Source organism: Paenibacillus sp. P4_E11 (genome assembly GCF_056401635.1).
The window spans coordinates 1-15,657 of the sequence record NZ_JBFUIX010000022.1; the positions used below are offsets into that span (position 1 = coordinate 1).

The following is a 15,657-nucleotide window of genomic DNA, read 5'->3' on the forward strand; positions in this document are numbered from 1 at the left end:
GCTTATGGATGCAATACGGGGTTAGTGGCGAGCTATTGTTTCGCGCCGACCCTTTGGTTACGTTCGAATGGTCCAAAGTGCTGCTAGTGATAAAGTGGTTTCTATCCGTTACAAGCTGTGTGTTCTTAAGTTCTACAAGTATGTTGATTGGCAAGTGCTGCGGCAGACTATCTCTTCTTGTAACCTTTCTGAGCTTTATTGCTGGCTTGTTCTTATGGATCATAGCCTTCGCGAATTTCACGTCGACGTTCACTTTGGTCATCGTAAGTCTGGTATTTTTTATGGCCAGCTATTATTTGCTGAATAAGAAAGTAGGAGTCGAATGAAAAAAATGTCGTTCTTCGGAGAGTTTCTTATGAATTCAAGTCAAGTGGGGAGCGTCATTCCAAGCTCTGGATTTCTAACCCGTACAATGCTTCCAGTTACTGTGCCGTGGCATAAAATGAACCGGATTGCTGAGCTCGGCCCGGGGACGGGCGTGTTTACGCGGCATATTCAGCAAAAAAGAAATTCAGGCAGCCGATTGTATTTGTTTGAAAAAAACGAAACGTTCCGGAAGAAATTGGCAAGGAGCTTTCCTGAACTGCCTTTATTTGATGATGCATTAAGGCTTGGAGAGATTGTTCAGGAGACGGGACGTCCGTTCGATCTGATTGTTTCGGGGCTCCCTTTCGCCAACTTTTCCTATGAATTGAAGGAACAGTTGTTCGGTACCATATGCAATGCGTTGGCAGATAACGGAACTTTCGTTGCGTTTCAATATACTAAGCTGCTTAAGTCGCATTTTCAAATGCATTTTCCGGCAATGGACACGGGATACACTTGGATGAATATTCCTCCGGCATGGGTTTTTAAATGCAAGAAACGGCTCCTTTGAAGCAAAAACTAGCCTTCTCAAGAGAAGAGAGGCTGGTTAAACTTTCTCATTCCGTTTCCCCTATTTGATTTCCCATTTATCCATTTTCTTCAGGGTTGCTCGAAATTCAATTCCTTTTTCAGTATTTGCAAAACCTCACGCGATTCCTTACTAATAATTAGTTGATCAAAATATCAAGGTAATTAAGGGGCCGCTCCTTAAGCAATTGATAGGAACCGGACACCAGTCCGCCGTACTGCGGAAATGAAGGGGTTAGCACTCTTGTCTGAATATATTGGAAAGGGGTGGGATGCTGTTCCCGGACTTAACGAATGACGAGCTGGTAGAACGGGCTGAACGTAATTTGAACCAACTCGATCCTGTTCGACTGTTTCCTTCAGCGATCTTATTGGATCACGGGGATGGTCGATTGCAGAAAGAAGTCAGAGCTTTCTGTACGGCGGTATGGCCAGCCCTCTTCCATGATCTGACCGTGCAGATTAACGATGGAATTCGAATAGCGAATCAAACCAAGAGCCAAGCCATCGAACTAGGTGTGGACTTTCAGGAAGAAGTGCACACGTGGTGGATGTTAAATAATTGTTCAAAATAGACCGGCGAGTGGCATCTAGTGATATGGGGCTGAAGAGACGCAGGAGACAGGTAGGGGATTAATATGCGGGTAGCAGCGAATCAAGCAGCAGATGAACAGGACACAACGGCACACGAACAAGTTGAGCAAGCACTTGTGGAGCGCGCTCAGCAGGGCGATACGGAAGCGTTCGGTGAGCTGATCGAACGGCATCGCCATAAGGCACGCGGCTGGGCGGAACGGATGACTGGTGATCCGCACATGGCCGATGATGTCGTGCAGGATGCGCTCATTCGCGCATTCCTTCACTTGGGTTCGCTTGCCGACACGAGTCGGTTCCTTCCGTGGCTCCACCGCATTGTGCGCAATCAAGCAAACATGCGTCTGCGCCGTGGTGGGCCGCATCATAAGGAACGACCGTTCACTTCGATGGGGAAGAAGAGTTCCAACTCATCCCAGGTCGACTGGGAGGACTTGGATAGCATTCTCTATCATCTGGCCGGTTCGGCCGCCGATGCTGCAGTTCGGGAGCAGGATCCGGCGGAAAGCCTTCTGCGCAAAGAAATGTACGAGACGATCCACGCGCTGCTCCACTGTCTCAGTGTGAAGGAGCGTGGAATCTTCAAAGCTTACTTCTTCCGCCAACTCAGCCCAGAAGAGATTGCTGCTATGTACCGGATGACTACGGGTTCGATCTACACGTACATTCACCGCTCCCGCTTGAAGCTCCGCAAGGAGCATATCCGCGTAGCTCTCGGCCTCATTCCGGAGAAGAAAGGGGGGAGCGGGATGGCGCGATCCCGCCTGTTGCCACTGCCAGCATGGCCGGCACATGCCTCTGTGAGGACAACGCTAGTCGATAGTATTGGCCGCATGCTGGCTGTGCTGGGTGATCGTCGGGAAATATCCCAGCTGATGGGGATCTCGACAATGGCTTTCCGTATGAAGATATCGAACAAGACCACTTTTGCAGATGGCATCTACATGTRCGATTGGAAGCGGACCGTAACGATGTTCATGGAAGAGCTGGGTTATGAGGTAACGATGCTCACGGGTCAACTATCAGATACGCCTGTACCGTTACTTGGAGCTGTGGAACGGTTTCCGGTCGTGCTCCGGATTGAAGAGGCCGTGCTGCCGTTCATTCGCAAATATCTCGATATGGGGAAGCCGGTTCTGTACTTCGACACGATGGTGTCGAGGCCACACATTCACGATTGGTCGATGATTTACGGGTATGATGATGCCGAGCGGCTGATCTACTTAACCGATCCTATGCGGCCGGAAGGCAAGGCGATTCGATATGAAGACGTGACGGACAACCCGGTACGATTCCTGACCGGAATCGACGGGAGCATGAAGAAGAGTACTGAAGTGCAGCCATCCAGGGAATGGGTACTGCAGCAACAAGCGGTGCGGAACATTCGCTTTGCAGTCGAATATGCAAGGAAAGGGTGCTCGTACCAGCCGATGACCTCGTACTTGACGTATACATCGGGACTCTCCGCGTATGATCGGTGGATCGGTCACCTTCGCCACGAATCAATCGCGCCGAATCGGTACGGACATGGACAACTGGCTGCGGTATATGCCGAGACTAAGCGATGTGCCGCCCTATATTTGCGAAGTGTTCCTCTCGATGGAGAGGCGATGCGATTGACGCTGCTCGCTTCGGAAGCGTTTGAACAGGCAGCGGATACCATGCAGGATCTTAGCGAGTATGTCCCGTTCATCCGGACGTCGGAGGTGCTCGCCCCAGAGATGAGAGAGAGAAGTGCTGCTTATCTCGAACAAGCGAAAGAGTTCGAAGCTGCGGCAATCGGATATTTGGAGAGAGCGATATCAACGATGGAGATGGAGAAGTGATCGATGAGAGAAATTCGTTTTTTGACCCAATTCGAACATTTAAACCACGTGATTGAAGCCAAGCAATCGTTCGAGCAGGCGAACCCGGATGTGCGGGTCATTATCGAGCAGGCAACGGATCATTTTGAAAGTTTGCAAGCTATGCAAGGCGACACGCCCCCGGACATCATCGAGACCGGCGGATTTCCGATTGGCAACCTTGATGGTATGTACATCGATCTGAATCCGTACATAGCTGAAACGGATGGGTTGGAAGAGGACTTGTATCCGGGTCTGATGAAGGTTGCCCGTCATGGAGGCCAGTTGCCTGCGCTGCCTGTAGAGGTTATGCCGCCGCTCATTTTATACAACAAAACATTGTTTGATCGTGCGGGGCTCGCATATCCGACTGACGATTGGACGTGGGATGAGATGGTTGAGCTGGCTAAGCAACTGACCCTCCGCAATGAGGAAGGACTGGCCAGTCAGTTCGGGTTTCGGAATGGTGTCGATATCGAATGGTTCGAGCCATTTGTCATGCGTAATGGCGGGAGGTACATTTCGCTAGATGGTTCGACGTCGAGAGGTTATGTGGATAGTCCTGCTACGATTGAAGCGTTTCGCAGAATAATCGATTCTTACCGTGTGCATGGAATTGTGCGGAAGCCGGGAGAGCCCATCGAGAAAGGGATCTGGTATGAGGAGTTTGCCATGACCCTCGCTTACGTATGGTTCGCAGGTAATTTGCTGGATACGCATAAGTTGGACGATCGATTCGAAGTTGTCGGCCTGCCGAAAATGCAAGGTGGGGAAGAAGTGAACATGATCTATATGGGTGGGGCCGGGATCACGACGAAGTGTTCGAATCCGCGGCTTGCCTGGGAGTTCCTACGTCACTATATCGTGGACTGTCATTCTTGGCAGTTGCCTATATCGAAGTCTCAAGCAGAGCGCCGGGGCATGACCCAGCATCATGTCTGGTCGCGATATTTGAAGGAGTTGGATCATGTGCAGCTTAGTGGATTTTTCCTCAATCGGAAGTGGAACTCTGCCCGCCAATTGATCAACGAAGATATCAACCGCATGATTCTGGAGGGCGCCGACGTAGCTCAGACGATGCGCTCGTGGACGAGGTATACGTGATATGACAAAGTTGGGAAACATAGCTGAGGAGATTGAAGCGATTGTCGAGCAATACAGGCAAGAACATGGCTTGAGCGGGACAATGTTAATCAGCAAGGGTGATGAGATTGTGTTCGAGAAGGCGTTCGGCCAAGCGAATATGCAGCTGGCTGTTCCGAATACGCTGGATACCAAGTTCCATATCGCGTCTGTGACCAAGATGTTCATCGCCACCGCCGCTTTGCGCCTGCAAGAACAGGGTTTACTCAATTTCAGTCAGCAACCGGGTCACTACGTGCCAGCGATGCACCGCCTCCACCCGGCGATTACGCTGCATCACTTGATTAGCCACACTTCAGGTCTACATGATATATATGCTGTGCCGAATCTGCGCCTGGAAATGAGCAGGCTGAAGGTCGAGGGTGGCGACTTTCTCACTTATCTGGTCAACCAGGAGCAGCTCTTCGAACCGGGTGACAAGTGGAAGTATAACAGCACAGGGTTTATTCTGATGGGTTACATAATGGAAGCCGTGACGGGCTTAACGTTTGGTGAGTTGATGGCGAATCTGTTCTTCACACCTCTCGATATGCGGCAAACGGGTCTGGATCAGCCCCGTACGATCAATTCTGGCCGCGCCTACGGTCACACGATCGAGAAGGGGATTTATGTGAATGCTGACAATGACAAGCTGTGCGAAGTGGACGCCCCGGGTGAATTATATAGTAGCGCACGGGACTTGAATACTTGGTGTAGGGCATTGATGGACGGTCGTCTTCTAGCTCAGTCGTCTATGAAGGCAATGTTCAAAGGTTATGTCGCAGTGGATTTCGATCCTTCGATGATGTATGGGTATGGTTGGTTTCTGGGCGACCGCTTTCGACTCATTGGCGGGGGAACCCCGGGATTCCGGTCGGAGGTATGGCATTATCCGGAGAACAAGGTGAATGTGATTATGCTGTGGAATGATGAGAAGGTGGATTCTCATAAGCTGTTCCGTCGTATTCGACCTTTGATCGTGTGAAGAGCTTCATAGCTGTGGCGATAGGTTGCTGGATGATCAGCAGCCTATTCTGCTTTTTAATGATTGGGGTGGTAGACCTTGGGAATGCTGAGTATAATTGAGATACTTAATATTCCCAAGAAGGTGATGAACGATGATACCTATGATAGAGAGAAAGATTCGTTATGACGGTTCGGTGGTAGAGTACGGTTGTAACCTATTGGAGTGCGGTGAGGATCACGCTGTTCTGTTATACAATATTACGAATGCTTTTACTATTTCAGAGGGTCAGGCATCATTGACAGTACCGAGCGGCAGCTATACGGTAGCTTTCTACTGGGTGGATAGGCCGTATAACGTGTATATGATGAGCAATGAGAACGGTGAATTCTTGGGTGCCTATGTGAATATCGTAAGAAACACTGTTATTTCTGACGGCCTCGTATCCTTCGAGGATATGATTATAGACTTATTGGTGCTGCCGAGTGGCGATGCTATTGTTCTCGATGAAGATGAGTTGCCGCAGCCGTTAGATCAGTTTGAGAACGGAACGGTTCGCCAAGCTCTGTCTATCGTGTTGGATGCCAAGGACAGCTTGGTTCCCCAATTGCTGCAGGATGCCAAACGATTCGTGCAACTTGTGGACTAGTCGATTATAGGACTTTTAATGAAGCAAAGCTACGGGTATAAAAAGCGGAGGGTTCTATGCCGATTCATTGGCTCATTCTAATATCGGTGGTGTTGGCCTCTCTCCAGGGTGCCATTTATCGGAGATTCGCATTACGAAATCTTCATTATTCTCGATCTTTCGACACTCAAGCGTGCTTCGAAGGTGAAGAAATTCAGATGATCGAGGAAATTGCCAACGATAAGCTGTTACCTTTGCCATGGCTTCGATTGGAAGCTCTCATGCATGCCGGACTGCAATTCCGGCAGCAGAGCAACTTCTCCATCAATGGCGGCATACAGGTTCAGAATCACAAAAGCTTTTTCAGCCTGATGTCCTACACGAAAGTCATACGACGGCATCAAGTTCGCTGTCTTCAACGGGGGTGCTACACGCTCCAGACCGCGACTTTGACGTGTGGCGATCTGTTCGGTCTAAGATCGGTGCATACTACACACCGATTCGGCGAAGAATCGCGCCTGCTCGTCTACCCCGGACGCGTCCCGATTGCTGACATTCCTATCCCATTCCATAATCTGCAAGGAGATATGGAGGTTCGCCGATGGATTGTACAAGATCCGTTCAACATTGTCGGGGTGCGTGAATACAGTAACGGCGATCCGTTGAATACGCTTAATTGGAAGGCCACCGCTCGGAGCGGGCGGTTACAGGTCCACAATCGCGGGTTTACTTCCGATCAGCGGCTCCTGATCTGGCTCAATTTCGACATCAGCGAAAACATGTGGGACACGGTGGCGCATCCGGAACGGATTGAGCAAGGTATTCGCTACGCGGCATCATTATCAGAATTTGCGATCTCCCGCGGAATACCCACCGGATTCAGCTGCAATGGCCAGCTTGTCGGAAGACCAGCAGAGGCTGTTAGGCTCGCTCCGGCAGGGGGAAGATCGCATATGAACGACATTGACGAGACGATGGCGATGTTAGTTATCGCTCGCAGTATCACTTTCGATGTGTTCTTGGAACAAGAGGTCGAGCGGGTCACAGCCGACAGTGACATTGTTCTGTTTACTTCTTACGTTAGTTCCCGGATGGAACAGTTGTTAAATCGATTGCGGCATAACGGAAATGCTGTGCAGATGATCATTCTTCAAGATATGGACAAGGGAAATGCGGAGAGATGGGGAGATGACGCTCTGGGATGGGGGAGAATTGCTGATGAAGCATGAACGCATCTAGCATTTCTGGCTTGTGGCCTTGTTCGAGCTGCTGTTGCTCATGCCAGTATGGTTTGTTGTTCAGACGTATTTCCCTGTTGACTTGCCTTTCCTGCTATGGCTGTTCATGTTGAGCGCCGTTTATACGGTCTGTGCGGTCGGGCGTAGTGCTTGGCGCAGTGCCAGCAAGTGGCAGCTGTATAGTGCCGCATCGGTGTTCGCTTGTCTGCTGGCCGGAATAGAGGCGGGGGTCGGCTTAACTGGATTTGTTCAAGCCGGTGTCGTACTGGCGGTTGTGCTGCGGGCGATGTTTATCGCCAAACAGGAATTGGCGGCTGCGTTCTATATGAATAAGTACTTATCTTCTGCTGTAGTGTACTTCGTTTCTTCGCTTCTGTTTCCTGTGTTCGGTGTACTTGCACCGTATGTACCATGGGTTTATGCCCTGGGAATCGTTAGTTTGGTTCTTGTTGTATTCAAGACGAATCAGGATACACTCTTGAAGGAAACGCAAGGCGCCTCACGGATGGCCTTCTCTCTGCGTACGTTAGGGAACAATCGGCTGCTTACATTATTATTTCTTGCCGCCGTTATTGTTCTTGGGCTGCTGCCTGTTCCTTATCATCCTTCGGCCGTTGCGCTCGGGGTAATGCGGTTCATTTGGTGGGGGCTGTACTGGCTGAATCCGGCACCGTCTTCACCCGGTCAACAACAACAACTCAACCCGTACAATTGGAAAGATGACCTGCCGCCGAACGACCCTGCCGCTTGGGCATTGATGTCGCAGGAATGGCTGCCCTATATCTTGATAAGCGTAGCGGGACTGGCGTCCATTGTATTAGTGATCTGGCTATTCCGGTATCGTTTGCGAATGTGGACTCGATTGAAAGAGTGGTTGGCAGCTCGGTTCGGTCGGGACGATCTGGTGAGATCAGGGTATGTGGACGAGCAGAAGCGTCTCATCAACTGGGGAGATTGGACACGTGAACGGAAGAAACAGTTGCGTGAATGGGCCACGCGGCGAAAGTCTTCGGAGTCAGAACCTCACTGGGGAGAAATTGGGATAACGGCCAACGAATTCGACGCGCTTATTACCGTTGGATTGGACGCCTGCGTACCGCACCCCCGCCCCACGCAACACCTCGTGAGATCGTGACAGGAGAATCACAGACAAGGGCTGTTCTGGCGGATGAGAAGCTGATGTTAAGGCTATACGAGGAGACGAGGTACGGAAACCGAGAGCCCGACGATGAGGAGACGAATACGCTTCGCGGCCTATACGAGCGGAAGTGAACAACAAGAGAGTTATGGGGGAGACGATAGTGAAGGTTAAGATCGCAGCACCGAGAGTGGCGTTAATTGCAGCCCTGTTCTTGTCCATCCTCCTGCCTGCGCCGGTAAGCGCCAATGGTGGACCGTTATCATACCCAGCCGATGCTTACGGTCTTCTTCAACTGGACGACCAATCCAACATCAGCCTTGTACAAGAGAAAGTGCGGTTCAAGATTCATAAGGATGCTTACGAGAATGAGCAAGCCGAGGTTACTGTGGAGTATGAGCTTAGGAACAAGAACGATTTTAATAAACAAGTGGAGGTCATATTCCTGACTCCCTCCAAGGACAGAATCACAGTTAGCGAGGGAGTGGTCAAGCTTGAGACAGTTGCAGTCACCAACGTGATGGCAATCAATTGGCAGGCGCCCGTAATGGAAACGGTAATCGAACCGATCAGCGGGAAAGAGCTGCGAGTATCGAGCGGCCGAACGGAACAGGAGGCGGCGGGTACCCGGTTTTCATTAATATTCAAGCCAGGCGAGAAGAAATCGATTCGAATTCAGTATGAGGACAGAGGCGGGATGTATAAGAAGGGAGTCATTCGAACGATATACTCCCAGCTGTATTACTTGACACCAGCCAAGTATTGGGAAGGGGAGCCTCGTGTGGAGTTGGAAGTGGTTTTCGCGGATGCGGGGAGCCGGATTCACTCCAATCTGCCGATGAAGCGAATCGACTCTCACACCTATAAGGCTAGCCTGAATGAATTGCCTGAGAAAGAGTGGTATTTCTCCTATCTGTATCCGAAACGGCTACTATTCCCGACGAACGTGGAGCGAGATCATAATTTACTCGTGTTGGGAACTACGGTTGTATTGATCGCGATAGCCGCCGGGGTTGCCTTGTGGGTAAGGAGAAGCAGCATCTTCCTGTTCAGTGCTGTTGGGATTATAGGATTCACGGTATATTACATTAGCAAAATGGGGGGCTATCCGTTCAACCCGATTTTCGTAGGATTCACCGATGTCACCGTTGGTGTGTGTTTGATTGCATGCTACTTTGCGATTCGCAGGAAATTGAAACGGACATAGTAGTGCCGAGTTCTGCTCTTTCTATGAACTCCGGCACTACAGAGTATTCTGCGCAAAACCTATCTATATCGCAGCTGCTTTAGTCTGTTCCTCATTCATCGGTTGATCTTCCAATTCAGCTGTCGGATCGAATCGGGTACGCCCCATGAACATCGCAGCCGCCAATGCAAGCGCAGCTGGGATAATAGCCCAGGCGAACGTGCTTGTGATGGAGGAAGAGAGCGTGTACGTAATCGTGTCCAGCACATGAGTAGGAATTTCGGCACGCATGGCCGGATTCAGCAGCGAGTGTGCATCTTGCTTCAGATCAAGCCCCGCCGACATTGCTCCATCGGCACCTTCCCTCTTGAAGGCATCCGTCAGTTGGTTCGAGAAGATGTGGCTCTGCACGATACCGAACACGGTAATGCCGATCGTCATCCCGAGTGAACGAATGAAGTTCAGTGTAGCGCTTGCTGTTCCGCGTTGACGAGAACCTAACCCGTGAATGGCGGCATTGCCCAATACAGAGAACGATGCTCCAATTCCAAGTCCGATGAGAACCATGTACAGCGTTACAATAAGCCGAGTAGAGTCCGGCGTCAATGTTGTAACAAGTACGGTTCCGATAACGAGGATGATGAAGGTGGGGATGACGATGTTGCGGTAAGGCATCTTCGTCATCAGGAATCCGCCAGTCGTTGCTGTTACGACCGTACCTAGCATCATCGGCAGCAGCACGAGGCCGGAGTTGGTRGCGGAGCCCCCAAGTACCCCTTGGATGAAGATTGGAATGTACACCGAAGCTACAATGAACGCGGCGCCACTGAATAGCGCACTTAGAATGCTTGCAGTATATAGTCGCTGTCTGAACATCCCGAAGGAGATGATCGGCTCCTCTACCTTTGTCTCGACGATCAAGAACAGTGCCGTTAATGCAACGAATCCGGCGAACAGACCCAAGATAGCGAAGGAATCCCAAGCATAAGTTTTACCGCCCAGCTCTAGCGCGAACATCAGACATACGACGGCACAGACGAGAGACACGGCCCCCATCCAGTCGATCGGCTGCTTGGAATGCTCCATCGATTCCTTGTAGAATAGGACGATCAAGCCAAGTGCGACAAGTCCGATCGGCAAGTTAATATAGAACACCCAATTCCAAGCCAGGTGATCCGTGATGTAGGCCCCTAGCAGCGGACCGAAGATGCTCGACATACCGAATACGGCTCCGAATAAGCCGCCGAGCTTGCCGCGAGATTGAACGGGGACTGTATCGAACATAATCGTGAATGCTACGGGAAAGAGTGCGCCTCCACCTATTCCTTGAATAGCTCGGAATATGGCCAGTTGAGTGATGGACGTAGCCGCCCCGCACAGGATCGAACCCGCCATGAACATAATAAGGCCGAATACGAAAAATTTCTTGCGCCCGTACATATCGGACAGTTTGCCGAAGATCGGCATACCGGCCATCTCTGCTACCATATACGCGGACGTAACCCAGACGAACTTTTCCAAGCCGCCCAATTCGCCGACAATATTGCCCATGGCAGTCGCCACAATCGTGTTATCCATAGCAGCCATCAGAATACCAAGCAGCAGTCCGGCTAAGATGAAGCCGACCCGATTTGATCCTGTACGCATAATCATTGCTCCTTTCTCGCTATTAGATTCGAATTTCACTCGCTATGTCAGCTTTCGGATGTTTGATAAGGGATTCGCGGTATTCCACCCGTCCGATGGTGCAGCCTGTGCCAATCGTGATACGAGTTCCGCGGACAACATCTGCCCTTACATGCTCCAGGTTCAGAACATCGCCTTCGATCACATTGGCTTGCAGCGTTCCAGCTTCTTTAATCGTGAGCAAGCTTTTCAATATGGAGAACTGGCTACGCTTCACGGTAATGGTACCACCGCCGATTTCTAGGGCACGGCAAGGACCATGCAAGATCATATCAAGCTTCTCGGCGCTGATCAGTTCTCCTGCTTCTAGCCAGCCATGCAGCTTCAACGTCTCCGCCTCACAGTTGGTCTCCACTTTAAGATGACCGGATATGTTCACCTGACTTCCTCGAATGGAATAGGCTTTAATAGCACCGATCGCTTTCAGGCTGTCGCAATGGATTCGCCCGTGCACGTGACTTTCTCCGGTTAGCTTCATCTGTTTGACTTGGAGATCGCCTTCAATCTCGAACTCGCCGGTGCATTTCAATGAATCGCAGATGACGTCATCCGACATCACACATTCCCCTGTTATCTTGATATGGCGGAATTGCCCGCCTACCGAGGAAGTCGTTCCGACCAGCTTCAAATCATGATAAGTTGCGGTTTCCATTGATTCTAATCTCCTCTCCGACTTTTCCTCCAGGAAGTACTTTCAATTCCCCGCTGTACTCCACACGACCAATCGAGCAGCCTTTGCCAATTACTACGCGGTTGCCCCGAACGATAGAAGCTGTCGTAACTTCCAATTCAATATTGTCTCCTTCTATGACGTTAACGCGAAGCTCAGGTGCAAATGAGGGGATGGCCCACTTCCATAACCGATCCCACTTGTCACTAGTCTTACGAACTCGAATCGTCTCGCCGCCGATTTCCTTCGCTTGACATTTGGCATATACCTCCAAATGAAGCATACCTGCGTTCAACAGCCCGCCGACTGTGAAGCCGCCGTGTACATAGCATTGCTCCCATTCACAGTCACCGGCGATGTTCAGCAGGCCGTGTGCTTCAAGCTTCTCCCCGCTGATGGTACCGCCTACCTTAACCGTCCCGTTAATTCGCGTTTCCTCGGCCTGTAGATTACCGGCTACCTTCAAAGTGCCATCGCAATCGAGCCTGTTCGTGCGAATCGCTCCGAGCGCTTTGATATGTCCGTTCGCTTTCATCTGTTGACAAACAATATCTCCATTCAATGTACAGACGCCGTTAATATCCACCAGGTCATATTGCCCGGCAGCGGCATTACCGATCCCATTCATAACCAAATCCCGGGCACCCGGCTGCTTCTTGATCATCAGATTGGCTCCTTTCATAGTCCGGCGGCTAAGCCAGCTTTTCCTTTAATTGTTCCATGCAATCGGTGAGTGAGCACCTTACGACCAGCTTCGCACCGCTTTCTAGGAAGAGCTCGCTGGGAACGGAGACTAGGGCGAACCAAGACATGCCCATCTTGCGAACGAACAACACGTCACAAGGTTTCCCTTCGAACTTGCCGAGATGCTCCACCATCGTCTGGTACAGGTTGGCGCCTTCATCGAGACTCATCTCTCCTGTATGAAGCAACTTATCGACTACGAATAAGGTGAGAATCACTTCGAAGGCGTACACTGTTTCGTTAGAATCAGTACCCGCGTAACGATCCATCACAATGTTGGTAACAATGTTACGTTCGATAAGCTCGCTCTTACGCATCTCGAGCCCCATGAGAGCGGGGGATAATTTATCGGCCAATTGATCGAGGGAAAGATCCTCTTTGAGGTTAATAATCTTATCAATCCGCTCTAGAATAAGGGTTTTCGGGAAAAAGGTTTCTTGACCCGTGAACGTCGACTTACGAATAAACCATTCTTCCGGGATGAGCTGCTTTCGTTTCCAACGGTACAATTGTCCATAAGAGATCCCGCAAACTTCGAGCAAATCTTTTTTAGAAATCAAATTTTGATCCAATACGGTCACCTCCACAACATGCAGTATAACATAACACTGTTACGCTATAAAACCTAATTCGCAGCAATTTTGATTTTTTATTTACAGTCAGGTCCGGTATAATAGGTAAAAAAAGCAATAGATAAGGATGATTGGATGTTCAGCATTACTACGTACACGGTCGAGCAGATTAAAGATCCCTTCGGTATTTTGTCCGGGAAGCGATATGAATGGATGCTTGAAATCGAGGTAGAAGAAGAGGATGAGCTTTATTCGGAGAATGGGCTTCAGCTACGTGTCATTTACCAAGTGGAAGACGAGCAATCAAAGATCGTGAATTATGAATTTCTTGAGAGTGGGACGAACCGTTATTTGGACTTTGAGTTGGAAGACGAGGAAAAGGCGTTTGTAGAGGCGTTCTGCAAGGAGCATGATACGGAGGAACAAGCGTAAAGGATTGAGACCGTAATTGTTACGACAATCTATGGCGAGGTGATCGGTATGGGGAAACTATTCACATCCATTCTTCCAGAGCATGAGGCTTTCATGAAGAAACAGCATTTATTTTTTGTTGGATCGGCAGCGGCTGATGGCCATATTAACCTTTCTCCGAAAGGCCATGACGTGTTCAGAATATTGTCGGACTCGGAAGTTGCTTACTTGGATTTGACCGGAAGCGGGAATGAAACGAGTGCACATCTGCAAGTGGATGGCAGAATTACGTTCATGTTCGTCGCCTTCGAGGGTGCGCCTATGATTATGCGCTTGTATGGACGAGGCCGCGTTATTGTGCCGAATACGCCCGAGTGGGAGGACTACGTGAAGCACTTTGAGCTTCTTCCAGGTGCACGTCAGATCATTGTCGCCGATATTAGCGAAGTGAAGACGTCATGTGGCCACAGCGTCCCGTTCCTTTCTTACACCGGAGAGCGTGATACGCTTCAGAGGTGGGCCGCCCAGAAGGGCGAGCAGGGCTTGATCGACTACCGTAAGGAGAAGAATGCCGTTAGTATGGATGGTATCGTAACTCCGCTCAGCAGTTAAAAGGGTTATGGCCGTGAATGAACATGGTTCGTTCACGGCTTTTTGCTGTTCTCATGATGTTCCCATGTCAAGAACAGAGGTAGACGATCGGTAGGTTGATGGGATTTGCGAGGTATGGATACCAATCAAAAGAAGAGGCTAAGGAATTAATTGTCACAATACTCCCACAATTATGACGTCCGCAAGGAGGGTTTCGATCCTATACTAAATGTGAAAAGGGCTGACAGCATAAGAACATGTTGGTTATCATTCCTAGGAGGACGTGGGCCTATGTTCATTTTTAAATATGGGTTGCTCTCTATCGCAATTCTCTTGTTGCTGAGTGGGTGCAAAGATTCGGTCCTGTTGGATGCCGAGACGAAGACTACATTGCCGACGGTCAAAGCTGAGTCAGGAGATTTCATCATCCGTATCCGGAACGATGGCATGCTTGGGCATACAGACTATTTCAACAAGGAGCTTGTTGTCGATCCGGATTACTATAGCCATCATAGTGTAGGGCGTGGAGATATCGTTTCATTACGTGGCGCTGACTATCGATCTGATTTGGACCCTCACACTAAGCTTGAACAATCCGGTATTGTTCGTGTTATTGCACGGGAGGGAGAAACCGTACAGATTCGCAAAGGGCAAATATACATCAACAAGCAACGTTTGGATACATTTTATGGAAATCCTTCTGGGCCCGGTCTGGAGGAACTGAAGCTTCAGATGAAGAAAGCGGATCAACTCAGCGACAACGAGAAGGAGAACCTGCGATTGCGCATATCCAACTACGAGCAAGATGACATGAAGGCCGTTGAGGTTCCGAAAGGTAGTGTATTTGTATTGGGCGATAACCGCGGACGGGCGGTGGACAGTCAGTCACTTGGGCCTGTGCCGCTTGAGCAGGTTCGAGGGAAAGTAGTTGGATTTTTCGAGAAACATGTTTGGGAAGTCAGTCCGACTTTTGTTGTTCCGTTCCCTGGAACTGCCAATGGACAAGAGGAGCTGAGGCTGCGGGGAGAACCAGGCAAGCTCGCGATTGTAGATCAACTGATTGTTGCTGGGAAGCCATACCAGAACTACTGGTTTTTCTGGGGGAAAGCGGAGGAGCTTGAGGGGAAACCAGAGATCATCGGAGTACGTCAGGACAATGAGAATGACAGGCGCATCGTATTTACGGCAGGGGGTGTGAGTGGACCTCTCGCTAGTGCGGCTGGACACATTCCTCCATCGAACATGACCATTCCCGAACCCGGTCTATGGCGACTTGAGGCTTATATCGGTGACAAGTATTTCGGATCGCTGGTTGTGGATGTACAGGTGAATCAATAATCGGTTCCAATGCTAGTAGCGGTGAAACGTTATCGGA

General features: G+C 50.0%; 18 protein-coding genes. 14 read left to right on the forward strand and 4 right to left on the reverse strand.

Features of this window, described 5'->3' with window-relative positions; genetic code table 11:
• The 11 genes from AC1DWB_RS11055 to AC1DWB_RS11105 form a co-directional block, all read left to right on the forward strand.
• Positions 1-326 (forward strand): hypothetical protein (locus tag AC1DWB_RS11055; protein ID WP_477541113.1); only part of this gene is annotated, 326 nt, incomplete at its 5' end.
• A 29-nt stretch (positions 327-355) separates the two neighbouring features.
• Positions 356-877: a class I SAM-dependent methyltransferase gene (locus AC1DWB_RS11060; protein ID WP_477541114.1), complete on the forward strand. Its 522-nt coding sequence runs from the start codon at positions 356-358 to the stop codon at positions 875-877.
• A 289-nt stretch (positions 878-1,166) separates the two neighbouring features.
• Positions 1,167-1,469: a hypothetical protein gene (locus AC1DWB_RS11065; RefSeq protein ID WP_477541115.1), complete on the forward strand. Its 303-nt coding sequence runs from the start codon at positions 1,167-1,169 to the stop codon at positions 1,467-1,469.
• A 63-nt stretch (positions 1,470-1,532) separates the two neighbouring features.
• Positions 1,533-3,314, forward strand: a complete 1,782-nt coding sequence (locus AC1DWB_RS11070; protein WP_477541116.1) for an RNA polymerase sigma factor — start codon at positions 1,533-1,535, stop codon at positions 3,312-3,314.
• Between the two features lie 3 nt (positions 3,315-3,317).
• Positions 3,318-4,436, forward strand: a complete 1,119-nt coding sequence (locus AC1DWB_RS11075) for an extracellular solute-binding protein (protein ID WP_477541117.1) — start codon at positions 3,318-3,320, stop codon at positions 4,434-4,436.
• A gap of 1 nt (position 4,437) precedes the next feature.
• Entirely contained in the window at positions 4,438-5,439 is a 1,002-nt protein-coding gene (locus AC1DWB_RS11080) for a serine hydrolase domain-containing protein (protein ID WP_477541118.1), read from the forward strand.
• A 133-nt stretch (positions 5,440-5,572) separates the two neighbouring features.
• Positions 5,573-6,067, forward strand: coding sequence for a DUF402 domain-containing protein (locus AC1DWB_RS11085; protein WP_477541119.1), 495 nt, complete (start codon positions 5,573-5,575; stop codon positions 6,065-6,067).
• A gap of 56 nt (positions 6,068-6,123) precedes the next feature.
• The gene (locus AC1DWB_RS11090) at positions 6,124-7,275 is read left to right on the forward strand and encodes a DUF58 domain-containing protein (protein WP_477541120.1); all 1,152 of its coding nucleotides are present in this window, start codon (positions 6,124-6,126) and stop codon (positions 7,273-7,275) included.
• A 49-nt stretch (positions 7,276-7,324) separates the two neighbouring features.
• Positions 7,325-8,419 carry a hypothetical protein gene (locus tag AC1DWB_RS11095; protein WP_477541121.1) on the forward strand — a complete coding sequence of 365 codons (1,095 nt, stop codon included), beginning with the start codon at positions 7,325-7,327 and terminating at the stop codon, positions 8,417-8,419.
• A complete protein-coding gene (locus tag AC1DWB_RS11100) occupies positions 8,416-8,556 on the forward strand; it encodes a hypothetical protein (RefSeq protein WP_477541122.1) in 141 nt (46 codons plus the stop codon). The genes AC1DWB_RS11095 and AC1DWB_RS11100 overlap by 4 nt, the downstream gene beginning before the upstream one ends.
• A gap of 29 nt (positions 8,557-8,585) precedes the next feature.
• Entirely contained in the window at positions 8,586-9,629 is a 1,044-nt protein-coding gene (locus AC1DWB_RS11105; RefSeq protein WP_477541123.1) for a hypothetical protein, read from the forward strand.
• A gap of 63 nt (positions 9,630-9,692) precedes the next feature.
• On the opposite strand, the gene AC1DWB_RS11110 is transcribed toward AC1DWB_RS11105, so the two are convergent.
• From AC1DWB_RS11110 to AC1DWB_RS11125, 4 genes are read right to left on the reverse strand one after another with little or no spacing between them, the layout of a single operon-like run.
• A complete protein-coding gene (locus AC1DWB_RS11110; RefSeq protein WP_477541124.1) occupies positions 9,693-11,255 on the reverse strand; it encodes an MDR family MFS transporter in 1,563 nt (520 codons plus the stop codon).
• Positions 11,256-11,277: 22 nt separating this feature from the next.
• Complete coding sequence (locus AC1DWB_RS11115; RefSeq protein ID WP_477541125.1) at positions 11,278-11,946, reverse strand: hypothetical protein; 669 nt, start codon at positions 11,944-11,946, stop codon at positions 11,278-11,280.
• Positions 11,924-12,628 carry a bactofilin gene (locus AC1DWB_RS11120; protein WP_477541126.1) on the reverse strand — a complete coding sequence of 235 codons (705 nt, stop codon included), beginning with the start codon at positions 12,626-12,628 and terminating at the stop codon, positions 11,924-11,926. Before AC1DWB_RS11120 ends, AC1DWB_RS11115 begins: the two co-directional genes overlap by 23 nt.
• A gap of 28 nt (positions 12,629-12,656) precedes the next feature.
• Entirely contained in the window at positions 12,657-13,289 is a 633-nt protein-coding gene (locus AC1DWB_RS11125; protein ID WP_477541127.1) for a YhbD family protein, read from the reverse strand.
• Positions 13,290-13,415: 126 nt separating this feature from the next.
• Here AC1DWB_RS11125 and AC1DWB_RS11130 point away from each other — a divergent pair, with 126 nt between their 5' ends.
• From AC1DWB_RS11130 to lepB, 3 genes are all read left to right on the forward strand, one after another.
• Entirely contained in the window at positions 13,416-13,712 is a 297-nt protein-coding gene (locus AC1DWB_RS11130) for a DUF6509 family protein (protein WP_477541128.1), read from the forward strand.
• Between the two features lie 48 nt (positions 13,713-13,760).
• Positions 13,761-14,303 carry a pyridoxamine 5'-phosphate oxidase family protein gene (locus AC1DWB_RS11135; RefSeq protein ID WP_477541129.1) on the forward strand — a complete coding sequence of 181 codons (543 nt, stop codon included), beginning with the start codon at positions 13,761-13,763 and terminating at the stop codon, positions 14,301-14,303.
• A gap of 270 nt (positions 14,304-14,573) precedes the next feature.
• Positions 14,574-15,620, forward strand: a complete 1,047-nt coding sequence (lepB, locus tag AC1DWB_RS11140) for a signal peptidase I (protein WP_477541130.1) — start codon at positions 14,574-14,576, stop codon at positions 15,618-15,620.
• Positions 15,621-15,657 lie beyond the last annotated feature (37 nt).